The organism is Pseudomonas sp. B5(2017) (assembly GCF_002112825.1).
GTDB classification, from domain to species: Bacteria; Pseudomonadota; Gammaproteobacteria; order Pseudomonadales; family Pseudomonadaceae; genus Aquipseudomonas; species Aquipseudomonas putida_Z.
This window is the reverse complement of the sequence record NZ_NEIR01000015.1, coordinates 88,705-107,544: the sequence shown is the minus strand read 5'-3', so window position 1 is coordinate 107,544 and position 18,840 is coordinate 88,705. Positions and strand designations below refer to the sequence as shown.

13 protein-coding genes are annotated in these 18,840 nt (G+C 65.3%); 8 read left to right on the top strand and 5 right to left on the bottom strand.

Translation table 11 applies throughout. The annotated features are described in order from the left end of the window. Positions 1 to 144: 144 nt before the first annotated feature. The 4 genes from CAG00_RS22010 to mnmC form a co-directional block, all read right to left on the bottom strand. Complete coding sequence (locus CAG00_RS22010; protein WP_085665335.1) at positions 145 to 1,329, bottom strand: osmoprotectant NAGGN system M42 family peptidase; 1,185 nt, start codon at positions 1,327 to 1,329, stop codon at positions 145 to 147. Between the two features lie 129 nt (positions 1,330 to 1,458). Beyond that, complete coding sequence (ngg, locus tag CAG00_RS22005; RefSeq protein ID WP_085665334.1) at positions 1,459 to 3,204, bottom strand: N-acetylglutaminylglutamine synthetase; 1,746 nt, start codon at positions 3,202 to 3,204, stop codon at positions 1,459 to 1,461. A 3-nt stretch (positions 3,205 to 3,207) separates the two neighbouring features. Continuing rightward, positions 3,208 to 4,995 (bottom strand): N-acetylglutaminylglutamine amidotransferase, encoded by a 1,788-nt coding sequence (locus CAG00_RS22000; RefSeq protein WP_085665333.1) that lies wholly within the window; start codon positions 4,993 to 4,995, stop codon positions 3,208 to 3,210. Positions 4,996 to 5,221: 226 nt separating this feature from the next. Then, positions 5,222 to 7,186 carry a bifunctional tRNA (5-methylaminomethyl-2-thiouridine)(34)-methyltransferase MnmD/FAD-dependent 5-carboxymethylaminomethyl-2-thiouridine(34) oxidoreductase MnmC gene (gene mnmC, locus CAG00_RS21995; protein ID WP_085665332.1) on the bottom strand — a complete coding sequence of 655 codons (1,965 nt, stop codon included), beginning with the start codon at positions 7,184 to 7,186 and terminating at the stop codon, positions 5,222 to 5,224. A 153-nt stretch (positions 7,187 to 7,339) separates the two neighbouring features. On the opposite strand from mnmC, the gene pap reads away from it, so the two are divergent. Together pap and CAG00_RS21985 are read left to right on the top strand one after the other, a co-directional pair. Next, complete coding sequence (pap, locus tag CAG00_RS21990; protein ID WP_025338088.1) at positions 7,340 to 8,833, top strand: polyphosphate:AMP phosphotransferase; 1,494 nt, start codon at positions 7,340 to 7,342, stop codon at positions 8,831 to 8,833. Between the two features lie 254 nt (positions 8,834 to 9,087). Beyond that, positions 9,088 to 10,053, top strand: a complete 966-nt coding sequence (locus CAG00_RS21985) for a DMT family transporter (protein WP_025338089.1) — start codon at positions 9,088 to 9,090, stop codon at positions 10,051 to 10,053. A gap of 132 nt (positions 10,054 to 10,185) precedes the next feature. Here the strand turns inward: CAG00_RS21985 and CAG00_RS21980 are convergent, their stop codons facing one another. After that, positions 10,186 to 11,580, bottom strand: coding sequence for a class II fumarate hydratase (locus tag CAG00_RS21980; protein ID WP_025338090.1), 1,395 nt, complete (start codon positions 11,578 to 11,580; stop codon positions 10,186 to 10,188). Between the two features lie 155 nt (positions 11,581 to 11,735). Between CAG00_RS21980 and CAG00_RS21975 the strand changes: the two genes are divergently transcribed. From CAG00_RS21975 to CAG00_RS21950, 6 genes are all read left to right on the top strand, one after another. After that, on the top strand, positions 11,736 to 12,260 hold the full coding sequence (locus tag CAG00_RS21975) for a DUF2059 domain-containing protein (protein ID WP_025338091.1): 525 nt from the start codon (positions 11,736 to 11,738) through the stop codon (positions 12,258 to 12,260). 10 nt (positions 12,261 to 12,270) lie between these two features. Continuing rightward, positions 12,271 to 12,567, top strand: coding sequence for a BolA family transcriptional regulator (locus CAG00_RS21970; protein ID WP_003252644.1), 297 nt, complete (start codon positions 12,271 to 12,273; stop codon positions 12,565 to 12,567). A gap of 229 nt (positions 12,568 to 12,796) precedes the next feature. Continuing rightward, positions 12,797 to 13,729, top strand: a complete 933-nt coding sequence (locus tag CAG00_RS21965; protein WP_025338092.1) for a rhodanese-related sulfurtransferase — start codon at positions 12,797 to 12,799, stop codon at positions 13,727 to 13,729. A gap of 3 nt (positions 13,730 to 13,732) precedes the next feature. After that, on the top strand, positions 13,733 to 14,365 hold the full coding sequence (locus CAG00_RS21960; RefSeq protein WP_085665331.1) for a DsbA family protein: 633 nt from the start codon (positions 13,733 to 13,735) through the stop codon (positions 14,363 to 14,365). Next, on the top strand, positions 14,358 to 16,190 hold the full coding sequence (locus CAG00_RS21955) for an ABC transporter ATP-binding protein (RefSeq protein ID WP_085665330.1): 1,833 nt from the start codon (positions 14,358 to 14,360) through the stop codon (positions 16,188 to 16,190). Before CAG00_RS21960 ends, CAG00_RS21955 begins: the two co-directional genes overlap by 8 nt. Positions 16,191 to 16,355: 165 nt before the next feature. Beyond that, positions 16,356 to 18,812 carry an EAL domain-containing protein gene (locus CAG00_RS21950; protein ID WP_085617668.1) on the top strand — a complete coding sequence of 819 codons (2,457 nt, stop codon included), beginning with the start codon at positions 16,356 to 16,358 and terminating at the stop codon, positions 18,810 to 18,812. The last annotated feature ends 28 nt before the right edge of the window (positions 18,813 to 18,840 follow it).

Below are 18,840 nucleotides of genomic sequence, written 5' to 3'. Positions count from 1 at the left end.
TAGGGGCATGCTACGCGAAACATTCGGGATTTTGGGGCCGCGTTGCGGCCCATCGCGACACAAGGCCGCTCCTACAGGGGAACGCGTATCGTCTGTAGGAGCGGCCTTGTGTCGCGATGGGCTGCAAAGCAGCCCCCAGGGCCCTCAGCCTTTGTTGCCAACCAGGCTATCCACCGCCGGCACCCGCGTATCGCTTTCCATCTGCGCATCATGTTCCAGCTGATGGCTGAAGCGCTCCAACGACGCATTGGCCGGCTGCGAATCACTGGCAAACACCGGCGGGCTCAGCAGGTACGCCGACAACAAGCGGCTCAACGCCGCCAGGCTGTCGATGTGTGTTCGCTCGTAGCCATGGGTGGCATCGCAACCAAAGGCCACCAGCGCGGTACGAATATCGTGCCCCGCCGTCACTGCCGAATGTGCATCACTGAAGTAATAGCGGAACAGATCGCGCCGCACCGGCAGGTCGTAGTCGCCGGCCAGTTTCAGCAGGTGCCGGGACAGGTGGTAGTCGTAAGGCCCCGACGAGTCCTGCATGGCCACGCTCACCGCATGCTCGCTGGAGGCCTGCCCGGGCGCCACCGGGGCAATGTCGATGCCGACGAACTCGCTGACATCCCAGGGCAGGGCGCCAGCCGCTCCCGAGCCGGTCTCTTCGGTGATGGTGAACAGCGGGTGGCAGTCGATCAACGGTTGGCGGCCGCTTTCCACCACGGCTTTCAGCGCCGCCAGTAGTGCTGCCACACCGGCCTTGTCGTCCAGGTGGCGGGCGCTGATGTGGCCGCTTTCGGTGAATTCGGGCAGCGGGTCGAAGGCAACGAAATCACCGATGCTTACACCCAGCGCCTCGCAGTCGGCGCGGGTGGCGCAGTAGGCGTCCAGGCGCACCTCAACGTGCTCCCAGCTGATCGGCATCTGGTCGATGGCGGTGTTGAAGGCATGCCCGCTGGCCATCAGCGGCAGCACGCTGCCCCTGTATACGCCAGTGTCGGTGAACACGCTGACCCGGCTGCCTTCGGCGAAGCGGCTGGACCAGCAACCGACCGGCGCCAGGGCCAGGCGGCCGTTGTCCTGCAACTGGCGCACGCTGGCGCCGATGGTGTCCAGGTGAGCGGACACGGCGCGGTCAGGTGAGGTCTGGCGGCCCTTGAGGGTGGCGCGGATGGTGCCGCGGCGGGTCAGCTCGAATGGGATGCCCAGCTCGTCCAGGCGCTCGGCCACATAGCGCACGATGGTGTCGGTGAAACCGGTGGGGCTGGGGATGGCGAGCATTTCCAGCAGCACGCGCTTGAGGTAGTCGAGATCGGGTTCGGGATGTCGGTCGGACATGGTTGGGGACTCCTTTACTCCTGTGCCGGCCTCTTCGCGGGCACGCCCGCTCCCACAGGTCCACCACACCCCTCGATACTTGTGGGGTCCCTGTGGGAGCGGGTTTACCCGCGAAGAGGCCAGCAGCGGTTACGCCAAAGGCCGGCTATGCGGAAACAGCAGGTCGATAAAGCGCTCGGCGGTCGGTTGCGGTTCATGGTTGGCCAACCCGGCACGCTCGTTTGCCTCGATGATCACGTACTCCGGTTGCCCGGCATCACGCACCATGAAGTCCAGCCCCACCACCGGGATCTCCAGCGCCCGTGCAGCGCGCACTGCGGCGTCGGCCAGCACCGGGTGCAGGCGTTCGGTCACGTCTTCCAGGGTGCCGCCGGTGTGCAGGTTGGCGGTGCGTCGCACGGCCAGGCGCTGGCCGGCGGGCAACACATCGTCGTAGCCAAAGCCCGCCGCGCGCAGGGTGCGCTCGGTTTCGTCGTCCAGCGGAATGCGGCTTTCGCCACCGGTTGTAGCCTGGCGCCGGCGGCTCTGGGCATCGATCAGCTGGCGGATGCTGTGTTTGCCATCGCCCAACACCTGCGCCGGGTGACGGATGGCTGCGGCGACCACTTCGTAGCCGATCACCACGATGCGCAGGTCATGCCCGGCATGGAAGCTTTCCAGCAACACGCGGCTGTCGAACTGGCGAGCCTGCGCCACGGCGTGGGTGATGTCGTCGATGCAGGTGAGGTTCACCGCCACGCCCTGGCCTTGCTCGCCATCGACCGGCTTGACCACCACCGCGCCATGCTCGTCGAGAAACGCCAGGTTGTCGTCGGCATTGCCGGCCAGTTGCTGCGCCGGCACCTGCAGCCCGGCATTGTGCAGGGCATGCTGGGTCAGGCGCTTGTCCTGGCACAGGGTCATGGTCACGGCGCTGGTCAGGTCGCTGAGCGACTCACGGCAGCGAATGCGGCGCCCGCCCAGGCTGAGGGTGAACAGGCCGCCAGCGGCATCGTCCACTTGTACCTCGATGCCCCGGCGCAGCGCCTCGTCGACGATGATACGTGCGTACGGGTTGAGGTCGGCTTGAGGCCCCGGCCCCAGAAACAGTTGCTCGTTGATGCCGTTCTTGCGCTTGACCGCGAAGGTCGGCAGGTTGCGAAAACCCAGTTTCTGGTACAGGCGCTTGGCCTGGCGGTTGTCGTGCAGCACCGACAGGTCCAGGTAGGCCAGCCCACGGCTCATGAAGTGTTCGATCAGGTGGCGCACCAGCACTTCACCCACGCCGGGGCGGGTGCAGTGCGGGTCTACCGCCAGGCACCACAAGCTGCTGCCGTGCTCGGGGTCGTCGAATGCCTTGGCGTGGTTCAGGCCCATGACGCTGCCGATCACCGCGCCACTGTCTTCGTCCTCGGCCAGCCAGTACACCGGGCCGCCCAGGTGCAGAGGGGTGAGCAGCTCGGCGTCGACCGGCAACATGCCGCGCGCCTGGTACAGGGTGTTGATCGCCTGCCAGTCGCCCGGGTTCTGCGCCCGGCGCACGCGGAAGCCGCGGAACACCCGCTGCGCCGGGCGGTAGTCGGTGAACCACAGGCGCAGGGTGTCGGACGGGTCGAGGAACAGTTGCTGCGGGGCCTGGGCCAGCAGCTGCTGGGGCGCGGCCACGTACAGGGCGATGTCGCGCTCGCCGGGGCGTTCTTCCAGCAGGTCGGCGGCCAGGTCGGCCGGGTTGGGGTAGGTGTGGCCGATCAGCAGCCGGCCCCAGCCGCAATGCACGGCGCGCGGCTGGTCGTGGGGCTGGCTGCCATCGCCGGCCAGGCGCGCCTGCAGGCGCTCGTAGGACGGCGCCTGGCCGCGCAGCAGGCGCTGACCGTAAGCGATTTCGTGGGCTTTCATCGGTCAGATTCCTTGTTCGCTCAGCCACAGGTTCAGCGCCGCCAGCTGCCACAGCTTGGAGCCACGTAGCGGCGTCAGCTGGCCGTGCGGGTTGCTCAGCAGGCGGTCGAGCATGGCCGGGTTGAACAGCCCGCGGTTCTGGCTGGGGTCGGTCAGCAGTTCACGTACCCAGCCGAGGGTGGCGCCTTCCAGATGCTTCAGGCCCGGCACCGGGAAGTAGCCCTTCTTGCGGTCGATCACCTCGTGCGGGATCACCCGCCGCGCCGCCTGCTTGAGCACCTGCTTGCCGCCGTCGGGCAGCTTGAAGCGTGCCGGAATGCGTGCCGAAAGCTCCACCAGGCGGTAGTCGAGGAACGGTGTGCGCGCCTCCAGGCCCCAGGCCATGGTCATGTTGTCGACCCGTTTGACCGGGTCGTCGACCAGCATCACCGTGCTGTCCAGGCGCAGCGCCTTGTCTACCGCATCGGGGGCGCCGGGGCGGGCGAAGTGTTCACGGACGAAGTCGCCGGCCGCGTCGGTTTCCAGCAGCCAGGGTGCCTGCACGGTGTCGCGGTACTCGGCGTGGCTGCGATCGAAGAAGGCCTCGCGGTAGGCGGTAAAGGCATCTTCGGCGCCGTCCACCTGCGGGTACCAGTGGTAGCCGGCGAACAGCTCGTCGGCGCCCTGGCCGCTTTGCACGCCCTTGCAGTGCCGGGCCACTTCCCGCGACAGCAGGTAAAAGGCGATGCAGTCGTGGCTGACCATCGGCTCGCTCATGGCGCGGAAGGCGGCTGGCAACTGCTCGATGATCTCGTGCTCGGCGATGCGCAGCTGGTGGTGACGGGTGCCGTAGTGCTTGGCGATCAGGTCGGAATACTGGAACTCGTCGCCGCGTTCGCCGCCGGCATCCTCGAAACCGATGGAGAAGGTCGACAGGTCGTCCACGCCCACTTCGCGCAGCAGGCCGACCAGCAGGCTGGAATCGACCCCACCGGACAGCAGCACACCCACGTCCACCGCTGCCCGTTGGCGAATGGCCACGGCGTCGCGGGTGGCGTCGAGCACGCGGGTGGTCCAGCCTTCCAGGTCCAGCTCACGTTCATCGGGGTTGGCGCCATAGTGCAGCTGCCACCAGGTCTGGCGTTCCACTTCGCCATGGCGGTCGATGCGCATCCAGGTACCGGGTTCCAGCTTTTGCACGTTGGCCAGCAGGGTTCGCGGCGCCGGCACCACGGCGTGGAAATTCAGGTAGTGGTTGAGTGCCACCGGGTCGAGCATCGGGTCGATGTCACCACCCTTGAGCAGCGCCGGCAGGGTCGAGGCGAAGCGCAGGCGCTCGCCGTTGCGCGACAGGTACAAGGGTTTGACGCCCAGGCGGTCGCGGGCGAGGAACAGGCGCTGGTTGTCGCGCTCCCAGATGGCCAGGGCGAACATGCCATTGAGCTTGGGCAGCAAAGCCGCGCCCCAGGCGTGGTAGCCCTTGAGCAGCACCTCGGTGTCGCCGTCGGACCAGAAGCTGTAGCCCAGGGCCTGCAGCTCCTGGCGCAGTTCGGGGAAGTTGTAGATGGCGCCGTTGAAGGCCAACGAAAGGCCCAGGGTGTTGTCGACCATCGGCTGGGCAGAGCCGTCGGACAGGTCCATGATTTTCAGGCGCCGGTGGCCGAGGGCGATCGGGCCTTGGCTATGGAAGCCCCAGGCATCCGGGCCGCGGGGCGCCAGGTGGTGGGTTATGCGCTCTACCGCAGCCAGGTCGGCTGGGCGAGGGGCTTGGTCGATGGGGGTGAAACGCAACTCTCCTGCTAATCCGCACATAGGTCCTTACCGGTTTTTCCGTTGGGGAGGGGGTGCCCCGGATTAGGGCACCTTAAGGAACTGACCCATGTGGTTTGTGAGAGTTTTAGATCGATCTGTTATATGGCGCAAAGCTATGGGGGCGCGTTGCGCCCCTTTCGCGACACAAGGCCGCTCCTACAAGTGAATACGATCTCCTGTAGGAGCGGCCTTGTGTCGCGATGGGCTGCGCAGCAGCCCCATTTCCCTATTTCCCGCGAATCAACCTGCGCAAGGCAAACCGGTTCGGGTGGCACGCCTCCGCCACCGCCCGTGGCAACGGCAGCGGTTCCCCGCATACCCACGCCGCCACCAGTTCGCCGCTCAACGGCGCCGTGATCAATCCGCGCGAGCCATGCCCGCTGTTCACATACAACCCATCCAGCCAGGGGCAGGCCACATCCGGCACCTGCCGTGCATCCCGACCCAGCACTGCATAGGCCTGGGCGAACGCCTGCGCATCCGCCACCGGCCCGACGATCGGCAGGTAATCCGGGCTGGTGCAACGGAACGCCGCACGCCCCTGCAATTGCCCGGGGTCCAGCTCGGCCGTACCCAGGCGCTGGGCCAGGTCGACCGAAATCTCGTCGAGCAACGTCAGGTTGCCCTGGTGCTCGGCCACCGTCGGTGCCAGGTCTGTGCTGTGGAAGTCGAAGCTCGCGCCCAAGGTGTGTTCATCCCCGCGCGGCGGCGCCACATAGCCTTCCGCACACACCACGGTGCGCAGCGCGCGGCTGCTGGCGGTGGCCGGCAGGCGGGTGATCTGCCCGCGGATGCGCTTGAGCGGCAGCTGCGCGCATGGCTCGAAGCGCAGTACGTCGGCGGCACCGGCCAGGACCACCACCGGCGCGCTGGCCAGCAAACGTTCGCCAGCCCAGGCTTGCCACTGCCCGTCGACCTTGCGCAGTTCGAGCACCTCCTGGTGCGTCAGCAGGCGAATACCCGGGTGCTGCAACTGCTGCTGGCACAGCGCCGGCGGGTGCACCCAGCCACCTTCGGGATAGAACAGCCCACCAGCCGGCAAGGCCACCCCGGCGATGGCTTCGGCCTCTGCACGTTCCAGCGAGCGCAACAGGCCATGTTCGAAGGCGCCAGCCAGCTTGCCCTGGCGTTCGGCTTCCTTGCTGTCGAAGGCCAGTTGCAGCACGCCGCAGGCATCCCAGTCGCGGCCACGTTGCAGGCGCTGCAGCTGGCGCCGGGTGTAACCGAAACCGGCCAGGATCATCTGCGACAACGCCGTGCCGTGGGCGGACAGCTTGAGGTACAGCACCCCTTGCGGGTTACCCGAAGCCTCCCGTGCCGGGGTGTCGTGGCGTTCCAGCACGGTAACCTGCCAGCCACGCCGGGCCAGGCTGGCGGCGGTTGTGCTACCGGCGAGCCCGGCGCCTATCACCAGCGCTTCACGCGGCCCCGCTGCGGCAGCCGGGCGCGCGTACCATGGCGCGCCGGGGCTGGGCACAGGGCCGACGTAGGCGCCGCTCATCACTTCCCATTTCTTGCCGATGCCCGGCACCTTCTTCATGGCGAAGCCGGCGTCAACCAGGCTGCGGCGTACCCAACCGGTGGTGGTGAAGGTGCCTAGCACCGTGCCTGGGTGTGACAGCCGTGCCAGTTGCGCGAACAGCTCCGGGGTCCACATGTCGGGGTTCTTGGCCGGGGCGAAGCCGTCGAGGAACCACACATCGATCTGCGCATCGAGTTGCGGCAGCTGTTCCAGTACGTCGCCTATCAACAAGGTGAGGGTGACCCGGCCGTTGTCGAAGGTGAACTGCTGGAAACCAGGGTGCACTGCCACGTACTGCTCCAGCAGGGGCTGGCTGTAGGCCGCCAGTTCCGGCCACAGGCGTATGGCGCGGGCCAGGTCGTCGCGACCGAGGGGGTATTTTTCGACGCTGACGAAATGCAGGCGGGCCTCGGCATGGGCGTGCTGCTCGAACAGTTGCCAGGCGCAGTAGAAGTTCATGCCGGTGCCGAACCCGGTTTCGCCGATCACCAGGCAGGCGTGCGGGGCGAGGTTGGCAAAGCGCTCGGCCAGGCGGGTTTGCCCAAGAAACACGTGCTTGGTTTCTTCGATGCCTTCGTTGACTGCGAAATAGACGTCGTCGTATTGCCGCGAATGGGGGCGGCCCTGGTCGTCCCAGTCGATCTGGGCGTGCTGGAGGAGGGTGGACATGGTTGGCTCGGTTGCAGCGGATGGGCGGATTTTATGCCATCCGGGAGGTTTGCGCAGGCTGTGCCGGCCTCTTCGCGGGCACGCCCGCTCCCACAGGTACTGCACAAGCCTTCAAATCCGCTAGTCTTGCTTATCCATTGAAGGAGCCAGTGCATGTTCGAATCCGCCGAAATCGGCCACAGCATCGACAAGGAGGCTTACGACGCCGAGGTACCCGCTTTGCGCGAGGCCCTGCTCGAAGCCCAGTACGAACTCAAGCAGCAGGCGCGTTTCCCGGTAATCGTGCTTATCAACGGTATCGAAGGCGCCGGCAAGGGCGAGACGGTCAAACTGCTCAACGAGTGGATGGACCCGCGCATGATCGATGTGCTCACCTTCGACCAGCAGACCGACGAAGAGCTGGCGCGCCCGCCGGCCTGGCGCTACTGGCGGGCCCTGCCACCGAAGGGGCGGATGGGCGTGTTCTTCGGCAACTGGTACAGCCAGATGCTGCAGGGGCGGGTGCACGGGGTGTTCAAGGACGCCGTGCTCGACCAGGCCATCACCGGCGCCGAACGGCTGGAGGAAATGCTGTGCGACGAAGGTGCGCTGATCATCAAGTTCTGGTTCCACCTGTCCAAGAAACAGATGAAGGCGCGGCTGAAATCGCTCAAGGACGACCCGCTGCACAGCTGGAAGATCAGCCCGCTGGACTGGCAGCAGTCGGAGACCTACGACCGTTTCGTGCGCTTTGGTGAGCGCGTGCTGCGCCGCACCAGCCGCGATTACGCGCCGTGGCATGTCATCGAGGGCGTCGACCCGAACTACCGCAGCCTGGCGGTAGGGCGCATCCTGCTGGAAAGCCTGCAGGCGGCACTGGACAACAACCCCAAAGGCAAGCACCGGGGCAACGTTGCTCCGCTGGGCCGCAGTATCGACCAGCGCAGCCTGCTTGGCGCGCTGGACATGACCCTGCGCCTGGACAAGTCCGACTACCAGGAGCAACTGGTCACCGAGCAGGCCCGCCTGGCCGGCCTGCTGCGCCACAAGCACATGCGCCGGCATGCCTTGGTGGCGGTGTTCGAAGGCAACGACGCTGCCGGCAAGGGCGGCGCCATCCGCCGCGTGGCCGCCGCGCTGGACCCGCGCCAGTACCGCATCGTGCCGATTGCCGCGCCCACTGAAGAAGAACGCGCGCAGCCTTACCTGTGGCGGTTCTGGCGGCACATTCCGGCGCGTGGCAAGTTCACCATCTTCGACCGTTCCTGGTATGGCCGGGTGCTGGTGGAGCGGGTGGAAGGCTTCTGCAGCCCGGCCGACTGGATGCGTGCCTACAGCGAGATCAACGATTTCGAGGAACAGCTGGTGAATGCCGGCACGGTGGTGGTCAAGTTCTGGCTGGCGATCGACCAGCAGACCCAGCTGGAGCGCTTCGAAGAGCGCGAGCAGATCCCGTTCAAGCGCTACAAGATCACCGAGGATGACTGGCGCAATCGCGACAAGTGGGACGACTATGTTCAGGCGGTGGGAGACATGGTCGACCGCACCAGCACCGAGATCGCGCCGTGGACGCTGGTGGAGGCCAACGACAAGCGCTGGGCGCGGGTGAAGGTGTTGCGCACCATCAACCAGGCGCTTGAGGCGGCGTTTGCCAGGGACAAGAAATAATCGAAGTTCCTGTTTGCCTGTGCCGGCCTCTTCGCGGGTGAACCCGCTCCCACAGGAATACCACAGGGCTGAATCTTGTGGGATCCTTGTGGGAGCGGGTTTACCCGCGAAGAGGCCAGAACAGGCAGCACAACTGCCAAGCCATGCCGCAGAAGAATGACCTGATGAATTCTTTTCCCGGCATCCGCCACCGTCCCCGCCCTCCAAGCCCGTAGAATTCAACTACCCCCACCACGGGCTTGATCGAGGATTTTATGCACACCATTACCGGCCGCTGGGGCTATGGCCTGTTCCTGGCACTTCTGACCGCATTGCTCTGGGGCATCCTGCCGATCAAGCTCAAGCAGGTGCTGCAAGTGGTCGACCCGGTCACCGTCACCTGGTACCGCCTGCTGGTCTCCGGTGGCCTGCTGTTCGCCTGGCTGGCCGCCAAGCGCAGGTTGCCCTCCTTGCGCAAACTGGCGCCCAAGGGCAAAGGCCTTGTGGTAGTGGCCGTGCTTGGCCTGATGGGCAACTACGTGTTGTACCTGATCGGCCTCAACCTGCTCAGCCCGGGCACCGCGCAACTGGTTGTGCAGATCGGCCCGGTGCTGTTGCTGGTGGCAAGCGTGTTCGTGTTCCGCGAGCGTTTCAGCCTGGGGCAGGGCGTGGGCCTGCTGATCCTGCTGGCGGGGTTCGGGCTGTTTTTCAACCAGCGTTTGGAAGAGCTGCTGACCTCGCTCGGCACCTATACCACCGGCGTGCTGACCATCCTGCTGGCCACCAGCATCTGGGTGTTCTATGCGCTTAGCCAGAAGCAGCTGCTGACTGTGTGGCATTCGCAGCAGGTAATGATGGTGATCTACCTCAGCTGCGCCGCGCTGCTGACGCCCTGGGTCCACCCGTTGGAGGCGTTGCAGCTGACCCCGGTGCAAGGCTGGCTGTTGCTGGCCTGTTGCCTGAATACCCTGGTGGCCTATGGCGCGTTCGCCGAGGCGCTGGCGCACTGGGAGGCGTCGCGGGTGAGTGCCACGCTGGCGCTGACCCCGCTGGTGACCTTTGTCGCGGTGGCGTTGGCGGCGTTGGTGTGGCCTGAGTATGTGCACGCCGAGGACATCAATGCCCTGGGCTATGTGGGGGCAGTGACGGTGGTGCTGGGCTCTGCGCTGGTGGCGCTGGGGCCTTCGCTGGTGGCCGGGTGGCGCGCCCGCAAGTTCAAGAGGGTTGCGCGCTCTGTGTAGGAGCGGCCTTGTGTCGCGATGGGCTGCGCAGCAGCCCCAGAAATCTCGGCAGCGACATAGATTTTTGGGGGCTGCTGCGCAGCCCATCGCGACACAAGGCCACTCCTACAGGGGAGCGCGGTCTCTGAGCTGTCAGCCCTTGCCCCCCGGAGCCAGCATGTTCTCCGGCCTCACCCACTGGTCGAACTGCTCATTGGTCAGGTACTTCAACTCCAGTGCCGCCTCGCGCAAGGTCTTGCCTTCGCCATAGGCCTTCTTGGCAATTTCCGCCGCCTTGTCATAGCCAATATGCGGGTTCAGTGCCGTCACCAGCATCAACCCCCGTTCCAGGTGCGCCGCCATCTGCTCGGCATCCGGCTCGATGCCCGCCACGCAGTGCTGCTGGAAGTTGCGGCAGCCGTCAGCCAGCAATTCGATCGACTGCAGCAGGTTGTGGATGATCACCGGCTTGAACACGTTCAGCTGCAAATGCCCCTGGCTGGCGGCAAAGCCGATCGCCGCGTCGTTGCCCAGCACCTGGCAGGCCAGCATCGACAGCGCTTCGCACTGGGTCGGGTTGACCTTGCCTGGCATGATCGAGCTGCCCGGCTCGTTGGCCGGCAGGCGTACCTCGGCCAGCCCGGCGCGCGGGCCGGAACCCAGCAGGCGCAGGTCGTTGGCGATCTTCATCAGGGCCACGGCCAGGGTCTTCAGGGCGCCGGCCAGGCTGGTCAGCGGCTCGTGGCCGGCGAGGGCAGCGAACTTGTTCGGCGCAGTGACGAACGGCAGGCCGGACAGCGCCGCCAGCTCGGCGGCGATGGCCTCGGCAAAACCATGCGGGGCGTTGAGCCCGGTACCCACGGCAGTGCCGCCCTGGGCCAGTTCGCACACCGCCGGCAGGGTGGCGCGGATGGCGCGCTGGGCGTAGTCGAGCTGGGCGACGAAGGCCGACACTTCCTGGCCGAAGGTGATCGGCGTGGCGTCCATCATGTGCGTGCGGCCGGTCTTCACCAGCTTGTGGTGGCGTGCCGACAGCTCGGCCAGCCCCGAGGACAGCTCTGCGATGGCCGGCAGCAGCTTGTCGTGCACCGCGTGCGCCGCAGCGATGTGCATGGCGGTGGGGAAGCAGTCGTTGGAACTCTGCGAGCGGTTGACGTGGTCGTTGGGGTGCACGGGTGCCTTGCCGCCACGGCCCTTGCCGGCCAGTTCGTTGGCCCGCCCGGCGATCACTTCGTTGACGTTCATGTTGCTCTGGGTGCCGCTGCCGGTCTGCCAGACCACCAGCGGGAACTGGTCGTCATGCTGGCCGCCCAGCACTTCGTCGGCGGCCTGCTCAATCAGCCGGGCGATGTCGGCTGGCAAGTCGCCGTTACGGTCGTTGACGCGGGCCGCGGCCTTCTTGATCAGCGCCAGGGCGTGCAGCACCGCGATGGGCATGCGTTCCTTGCCAATGGCGAAGTTGATCAGCGAACGCTGGGTCTGCGCACCCCAGTAGGCGTCCTCAGGAACTTCGACCGGGCCCAGGCTGTCTGTCTCGATACGGCTCATTCTGTACTCACTCCTGTGTAGTTCGAAATCGCAGTTTAGGCCCTGATTCGACCGAGCGGTTCCGTCGCTCGTCGTGCCACTTGAGCACATCGCCACCACGGCGCAGAATGCTCTACTCTGAGGTACCCGCCTCCCTCTCTTCTGAAGGAAATGCAATGACCCGTCTCCGTGTCCTTTGTGCCGCCGTTGCCCTGGCTTGCGCCAGCGGCCAGGTACTCGCTGCCACCGCCAGCCACAACGCTGCTGCCGAGAAATTCCTGACCCTGGCCAACGCCGACAAGCTGGGCACCCCGGTGTACATGCAGGTCCAGCAGATGTTCGCCCAGCGTTTCGCCCAGACCAAGGCCCCGACCACCAAGCAGGCGGTGCTGGAAAGCTACCAGGCCAAGGCCAACGCCGCGCTGGACAACGCCATCGGCTGGAACAAGCTGAAGCCGAAGATGGTCGACCTGTACACCCAGACCTTCACCGAGCAGGAGCTCAAGGACCTGGTCAAGTTCTACGAATCGCCGCTGGGCAAGAAAGTGCTGCGCGAAATGCCCAAGGTCACCCAGCAGTCGGCCCAGCTGACCCAGCAGAGCCTGGAGCCAGCGGTACCGGTGGTGAACAAGCTGCTGGACGACATGACCAAGGAGCTGGACCCGAACGCTGGCAAGGCCGCCGCCCCGGCGAAGAAGTGAGTACGCCGCGATGACCATGCAACAGCGTATCGAACAGCAGCTGGCCGCCCTGGCGCCGCAACACCTGCAAGTGCTCAACGAAAGCCACATGCACAGTCGTGGTCAGGAGACCCACTACAAGGCAGTGATCGTCAGCGAGCAGTTTGCCGGGTTGAACAGCGTCAAGCGCCACCAGAAGGTGTACGCCACCATGGGTGAGCTGATGGGCGAGATCCATGCCCTGGCCATCCACACCTACACCGCCGAAGAATGGGCCAAGGTCGGCGTTGCACCGGCCTCGCCGGTGTGCGCGGGCGGCGGGCACTGAAACCTTGCTGTTGTTCTGGTAGAATCCTGCAAAATCCGGGGGCCGCTTTGCGGCCCTTTCGCGACACAAGGCCGCTCCTACAGGGGATCGCAACAGCCATCGGGTTGTGCATTCCCTTGTAGGAGCGGCCTTGTGTCGCGAAAGGGGCGCAAAGCGCCCCCAAGCTTTTTCTACACCTGTCAAACCCGGTCCGCCCCTTACGAGGGCAACCACCTGGAGATTCTGCTTCATGTCCCAACCCATCGTCGTCGCGGCGCTGTACAAGTTCGTCACCCTGGAAGACTACGTCGAGCTGCGCGAGCCGCTGCTCAAGACCATGCTCGACAACAACGTCAAGGGCACCCTGCTGCTGGCCCACGAGGGCATCAACGGCACCGTGTCGGCCACCCGCGAAGGCATCGACGGCCTGCTGGCCTGGCTGCGCAACGACCCGCGCCTGGTCGATGTCGACCACAAGGAATCGTACTGCGACGAACAGCCGTTCTACCGCACCAAGGTCAAGCTCAAGAAAGAGATCGTCACCCTCGGCGTGCCGGGCGTGGACCCGAACCAGGCGGTCGGCACCTACGTCGAGCCCAAGGACTGGAACGCGCTGATCAGCGACCCGGAAGTGCTGCTGATCGACACCCGCAACGACTACGAAGTGGCCATCGGTACCTTCAAGGGCGCCATCGACCCGAAGACCGAAACCTTCCGCGAGTTCCCCGACTACATCAAGGCCAACTTCGACCCCAGCAAGCACAAGAAGGTTGCCATGTTCTGCACCGGCGGTATCCGTTGCGAAAAAGCCTCCAGCTACATGCTCGGTGAAGGCTTCGAGGCGGTCTATCATCTTAAGGGCGGCATCCTGAAATACTTCGAGGAAGTGCCTCAGGAAGAAAGCCTGTGGGACGGCGACTGCTTCGTCTTCGACAACCGCGTCACGGTGCGCCATGACCTGAGCGAAGGCGAGTACGACCAGTGCCACGCCTGCCGCCACCCGATCAATGCAGAGGAGCGCGCGTCCGAGCACTATTCGCCAGGGGTCAGCTGCCCGCATTGCTGGGACACCCTGAGCGAGAAGACCCGGCGTAGCGCCATCGACCGGCAGAAGCAGATCGAGCTGGCCAAGGCCCGCAACCTGCCGCACCCGATCGGTTACAACTACAAAGCCGAGGCTTGATGCATGTCTGCACGCCTGATCTATGTGATGGACCCGATGTGCTCCTGGTGCTGGGGTTTCGCACCCGTGGCCGCGGCCCTGATCGCCCAGGCGCGTGAGGCAGGCGTGCCCACCCGCCTGGTGCCGGGCGGGCTGCGTACCGGCGGCAGTGCCCTGGACAGCTCTACCCGCAAGTACATCCTCGAACACTGGCAGGCGGTGGCCGATGCCACCGGCCAGCCGTTCCGCTTCGAGGGGGCCATGCCCGACGGCTTCGTCTACGACACCGAGCCGGCGTGCCGTGCCCTGGTCACCGCCCGCGAACTGGACGCAGAGCGCGTCTGGCCGCTGCTGGCGCTGATCCAGCGTTCGTTCTACGAGCAAGGCGTGGACGTGACCGTTGCGCCGCATCTGGTCGACCTGGCCGAACAGGCAGGCTTCGACCGTGCCGTATTCGCCGAGGCCTTCGCCCGTGCCGACACCCGCGCCGCCACTGCAGCCGATTTCAGCTGGGCCCAGGACCTGGGCATCGCCGGTTTCCCGACCTTGCTTGCCGAACGCAATGGCCAACTGGCCCTGCTGACCAACGGCTACCAGCCGCTGGAGCGCCTGCAACCCTTGCTCGGCCGCTGGCTGCAGCAGGCCGCCTGTGCTTGATGTGCCTGGGTCACCCGACCCGGTACCGGGCAAACCTCACACTGTGGCCGATCGATTGAGCTGGGCGGAAATCCGTCGCCTGGCCCTGCATCACAAGAAAAACCTCTGGTCCGCCAACCTCATCGCCGTATTGGCGGCCTGCTGCAGCGTGCCTATCCCGCTGCTGCTGCCGCTGCTGGTGGACGAAGTGCTGCTGGGCCATGGCGATGCCGCGCTGAAGTGGATGAACCACCTGCTGCCGTCCAGCTGGCAGGTGGCCGCGGGCTACATCGGCCTGATGTTGCTGCTGACCCTGTGCCTGCGCCTGGCCGCCCTGGCGTTCAACGTGATCCAGGCCAAGCTGTTCGCCGGCCTGGCCAAGGACATCGTCTACCGCCTGCGCATTCGGCTGATCGACCGGCTCAAGCGCATTTCGCTGAAGGAATACGAAAGCCTGGGCAGCGGCACGGTGACCACCCACCTGGTAACCGACCTGGACACCCTCGACAAGTTCGTCGGCGAAACCCTGAGCCGCTTCCTGGTGGCCATGCTGACCCTGACCGGCACGGCGGCCATCCTGATCTGGATGCACTGGCAGCTGGCCTTGCTGATCTTGCTGTTCAACCCGCTGGTGATCTACTTCACCGTGCAGCTGGGCAAGCGCGTCAAGCACCTGAAAAAGCTCGAGAACGACAGCACCGCACGCTTTACCCAGGCGCTGGCGGAAACCCTCGACGCCATTCAGGAGATCCGCGCTGGCAACCGCCAGGGCTACTTCCTCGGTCGCCTTGGCCTGCGCGCCCGCGAAGTGCGGGACTATGCAGTGGACTCGCAGTGGAAGAGCGATGCCAGCGGCCGCGCCAGTGGCCTGCTGTTCCAGTTCGGTATCGATATCTTCCGCGCCGCGGCCATGCTCACCGTGCTGTTCTCCGACCTGTCGATCGGCCAGATGCTGGCGGTGTTCAGCTACCTGTGGTTCATGATCGGCCCGGTGGAGCAGCTGCTCAACCTGCAATACGCCTACTACGCCGCCGGTGGTGCGCTGAGCCGCCTCAACGAACTGCTGGCCCGCGACGACGAGCCGCAGTACCCGGCTGCCAGCGACCCGTTCGCCGGCCGCGAGACGGTGGGCATCGAAGTGCGCGACCTGCGCTTTGCCTATGCCGACGAGCCGGTGCTCGAGCACCTCGACCTGTCTATCGCCCCGGGCGAGAAGGTGGCGATCGTCGGCGCCAGCGGTGGTGGCAAGAGCACCCTGGTCCAGCTATTGCTGGGCCTCTACAGCGCCCAGGCCGGCACCATCCGCTTTGGCGGTGCCAGCCTGCAGGAGATCGGCCTGGAAACCCTGCGTGAAAACGTCGCGGTGGTATTGCAGCACCCGTCGTTGTTCAACGACACCGTGCGCGCCAACCTGACCATGGGCCGTGACTGCAGCGACGAGGCCTGCTGGCAGGCGCTGCGTATTGCCCAGCTGGATGCCACCATCGCCGCGTTGCCGCAGGGCCTGGACAGTGTGGTGGGGCGCTCCGGAGTGCGCTTGTCCGGTGGCCAGCGCCAGCGCCTGGCCATTGCCCGCATGGTGCTGGCCGAACCCAAGGTGGTGATCCTCGACGAAGCCACATCGGCCCTGGATGCCGCCACCGAATACAACCTGCACCAGGCCCTGGCGCGCTTCCTCAGCGGCCGCACCACGCTGATCATTGCCCACCGCCTGTCGGCGGTGAAACAGGCCGACCGGGTGCTGGTGTTCGACGGCGGGCATGTGGCCGAGGATGGCGACCATCAGCAGCTGATTGCCGAGGGTGGGTTGTATGCCAAGTTGTATGGGCACCTGCAGCAGAGCTGATCCCCACAAGCAAGTGCGCTGTGCGCTCCTACAAAAAGCGCGTCGACATAATCGAAAATGGCGTTGAGCCTGGCATAAAAAACCCAACCGCCGGGATGGCAAATGGCCTACGCTGTGCTTTGTCTGGGTTGATTTGCGCCTTATCTGCTCTGTGACAGGGACTCCATGAAGGGACATCGCACTCTAGAAGCGCCAAAGTTGCTCGGCATCACCTGGCCCTTCATCGCCGTTGTGGTCTTCCAGGTAGCCTTGGGCAGCCTCAGCCTTTATACGCTCTCGGCCGTGCGTGCCTATGTCGCGGGCGAAAGCCTTTGGTCCAAGGCGCAGAAAGACGCCATCTACTACCTCAACCTGTACGCCGAAACCCGCGACGACAGCACCTACCATCGCTATCGCCAAGCTATCACCGTGCCCCAGGGCGACCACCAGCTGCGCGAAGTGCTGGACCAGCCCAGCCCCGACCTGGACGCCGCGCGCCAGGCCGTGCTGCAAGGCGGCAACCACCCCGACGATGTCGAGCGGATCATCTGGTTCTACCGCAACTTCCGCAACGTCAGTTACATGCAGACGGCCATCGACTACTGGGACATCGGCGACGACTACCTGGGCAAGCTGGATATGCTGGCCATGGAAATGCGCAGCAGCTTCGCCGCTGGCCCGGTGGATGCCCGCACGGTCAGCGACTGGAAGGCGCGCATCGTCACCATAAACGAAGGGGTAACCCCGGCCGCCAAGGCGTTCAGCGATGCCTTGGGCGAGGGCTCGCGCATGCTGCTGCGGGTGCTGCTGATCACCAACCTGCTGACCGCGATGTTCCTGATTGCCATTGCCTGGCGCCGCTCCAGCAAGCTGTTGGCCCAGCGCCAGGCCTTTGCCAGTGCCCTGCAGGAAGAAAAGGAGCGGGCGCAGATCACCCTGCAGGCCATTGGTGATGCGGTGATTACCGCTGACGTGGAGGGCAGTATCGGCTACATGAACCCGGCCGCCGAGCAACTGACCCACTGGCAGGCCGGTCATGCCCAGGGCCTGCCGCTGTCGGCGCTGTTCAGCCTGGTGGACGAGCAGGCCGAGGAAGACGGCCGCAGCCTGGTCGAACAGGTGCTCAGCGGCAGCCTCAAGGGTGGCGCCGAGCATGCCCGGCTGATCCAGCGCCTGGACGGTAGCACCGTGTCGGTCAACCTGGTCGGTTCGCCGATCGTCAATGACGGCCAGGTCAGCGGCATCGTGCTGGTGCTGCACGACATGACCCAGGAGCGCCAGTACATCGCCAACCTGTCCTGGCAGGCGACCCACGATGCCCTGACCGGCCTGGCCAACCGCCGCGAGTTCGAATACCGCCTGGAGCAGGCGCTCAATGACCTGGCGCGCCAGGCCGGGCGGCATTCGCTGATGTTCCTCGACCTCGACCAGTTCAAGCTGGTCAACGATACCTGCGGGCATGCCGCTGGCGACGAGCTGCTGCGGCACATCTGCGCCGTGCTGCAGTCCGGCCTGCGCGAAGGCGACACCCTGGCCCGGCTGGGGGGTGACGAATTCGGCGTGCTGCTGGAAAACTGCCCGCCCGATCAGGCCGAGCGCATTGCCGAGCAGCTGCGCCAGCTGGTGCAGAGCCTGCATTTCGTGTGGAAAGGGCGGCCGTTCGTCACCACCGTCAGTGTCGGCCTGGTGCACATGGCCCAGTCCCCCGGCACCCTCGAAACCTCGCTGCGTGCCGCCGACATGGCCTGCTACATGGCCAAGGAAAAGGGCCGCAACCGTGTGCAGGTGTACCATGCCGACGACAGCGAGCTGTCCATGCGCTTTGGCGAAATGGCCTGGATCCAGCGCTTGCACGTGGCCCTGGAAGAAAACCGCTTCTGCCTGTACGCCCAGGAAATCGCCCCGCTGAAAACCTTCGAAGGCCCCGGCCATATCGAGATCCTGCTACGCCTGCACGACGAAAGCGGCCGTACCATCCTGCCCAGCAGCTTCATCCCGGCGGCCGAGCGCTACGGCCTGATGACCGCGCTGGACCGCTGGGTGGTGCGCAATGTGTTCCTGGTCATCCGCCAGTGCCTGGACGAAGGGCGCGAGGGGCCGCTGTCGATCTGTGCGATCAACCTGTCGGGGTCGAGCATTGGCGATGACAAGTTCCTCGAATACCTGCAACGCCTGTTCGTCGAATACGCCATTCCGCCGCGGATGATCTGTTTCGAAATCACCGAAACCAGCGCCATAGCCAACCTTGGCAGCGCCATCCGCTTCATCAACGAGTTGAAAGGGCTGGGTTGTCGCTTCTCGCTCGATGATTTCTGCGCTGGCATGTCGTCGTTCGCCTATCTCAAGCATTTGCCCGTGGATTACCTGAAGATCGACGGGAGTTTCGTCAAGGACATGCTCGACGACCCGGTCAACCGGGCCATGGTCGAGGTCATCAACCACATCGGTCACGTAATGGGCAAGCGCACCATTGCCGAATTCGTCGAAACACCCTTGATCGAGCAGGCCTTGCAGGAAATTGGCGTGGATTACGCCCAGGGCTACCTCATCGAACGCCCCCAGGTGTTCACCTGTGACAGTCTGCAGCGCCAACGGATCGCCGCCCGGCCTCTGTTGCAGCGGGCACCTGGCACGTTTCGCTAGCTAGAAATCACAAGGATCAAGGAGCTGA

Excerpts from the sequence above, each read along its gene's own strand:
- CAG00_RS21970 (WP_003252644.1), top strand. The coding sequence starts at position 12,271 with ATGACCATGCAACAGCGTATCGAACAGCAGCTGGCCGCCCTGGCGCCG.
- CAG00_RS21950 (WP_085617668.1), top strand. The coding sequence starts at position 16,356 with ATGAAGGGACATCGCACTCTAGAAGCGCCAAAGTTGCTCGGCATCACC.
- mnmC (WP_085665332.1), bottom strand. The coding sequence starts at position 7,186 with ATGTCCACCCTCCTCCAGCACGCCCAGATCGACTGGGACGACCAGGGC.
- CAG00_RS21980 (WP_025338090.1), bottom strand. The coding sequence starts at position 11,580 with ATGAGCCGTATCGAGACAGACAGCCTGGGCCCGGTCGAAGTTCCTGAG.
- CAG00_RS21985 (WP_025338089.1), top strand. The coding sequence starts at position 9,088 with ATGCACACCATTACCGGCCGCTGGGGCTATGGCCTGTTCCTGGCACTT.
- CAG00_RS21975 (WP_025338091.1), top strand. The coding sequence starts at position 11,736 with ATGACCCGTCTCCGTGTCCTTTGTGCCGCCGTTGCCCTGGCTTGCGCC.
- CAG00_RS21965 (WP_025338092.1), top strand. The coding sequence starts at position 12,797 with ATGTCCCAACCCATCGTCGTCGCGGCGCTGTACAAGTTCGTCACCCTG.
- ngg (WP_085665334.1), bottom strand. The coding sequence starts at position 3,204 with ATGAAAGCCCACGAAATCGCTTACGGTCAGCGCCTGCTGCGCGGCCAG.
- pap (WP_025338088.1), top strand. The coding sequence starts at position 7,340 with ATGTTCGAATCCGCCGAAATCGGCCACAGCATCGACAAGGAGGCTTAC.
- CAG00_RS21960 (WP_085665331.1), top strand. The coding sequence starts at position 13,733 with ATGTCTGCACGCCTGATCTATGTGATGGACCCGATGTGCTCCTGGTGC.
- CAG00_RS22000 (WP_085665333.1), bottom strand. The coding sequence starts at position 4,995 with ATGTGCGGATTAGCAGGAGAGTTGCGTTTCACCCCCATCGACCAAGCC.
- CAG00_RS22010 (WP_085665335.1), bottom strand. The coding sequence starts at position 1,329 with ATGTCCGACCGACATCCCGAACCCGATCTCGACTACCTCAAGCGCGTG.